The sequence below is a fragment of the Stenotrophomonas sp. INTA L402-1 genome (assembly GCF_059295135.1).
In genome coordinates this window covers 1-593 of the sequence record NZ_JCAFWP010000178.1, presented here as the reverse complement: position 1 = coordinate 593, position 593 = coordinate 1, and the positions used below count along the sequence as shown (strand labels likewise).

The following is a 593-nucleotide window of genomic DNA, read 5'->3' as shown; positions in this document are numbered from 1 at the left end:
GTCGTGTTTTGGTGGAAAAGAGCCGCCAGCTCGCGGATTTTCTCTGCGTTAACCCCACAAATCCCTGCCGCCCATTCGGCGGTTTTGGCTATTCCGTCACTCTCGCCCAGCAAATAAGAGGCGAAGACGGCATAACCGGTGGTGCAACGCGCCAGAAACGCTTCGTCGTGCCAACCATTTTCCACCAGCGTATAGGCGATCCCCAGCATCAGCGCAACATCGGTGCCCATGTGCGGTGCCACCCACTCCATTTTATCGCCAAAGAACTCAACGGTTTCCGATCGCATTGGATCAATGCAGATCAGCTTTTTCCCGCTGTCACGCAGTGCAGAAAAGTAAGAAAGCCCCTGCTCAGCGGATGCATTCCACGCCATTTTCAGCGTATTGAGTGGGTTAGCACTCCACAGCACCACGACATCGCTATGTTCCAGCACCAACGGCCAACTGGTTTGCTGTTGATAAACTTCGCTGCCCCCCACGACATACGGCATGATCGCCTGTGCTGCACCGGTCGAATAATCCCCCAGATGCCCGGTATAACCGCCTGCCAGCGCCATATAGCGTTGTAATAATGTCGAGGCCTTATGCAGCAC

General features: G+C 54.8%; 1 protein-coding gene. It reads right to left on the bottom strand.

Annotated elements, in window-relative coordinates; translation table 11 throughout:
• Window positions 1-593: molybdopterin-dependent oxidoreductase (locus AC5O77_RS22205; protein WP_494507222.1), on the bottom strand; the 593-nt coding region annotated here is incomplete at both ends.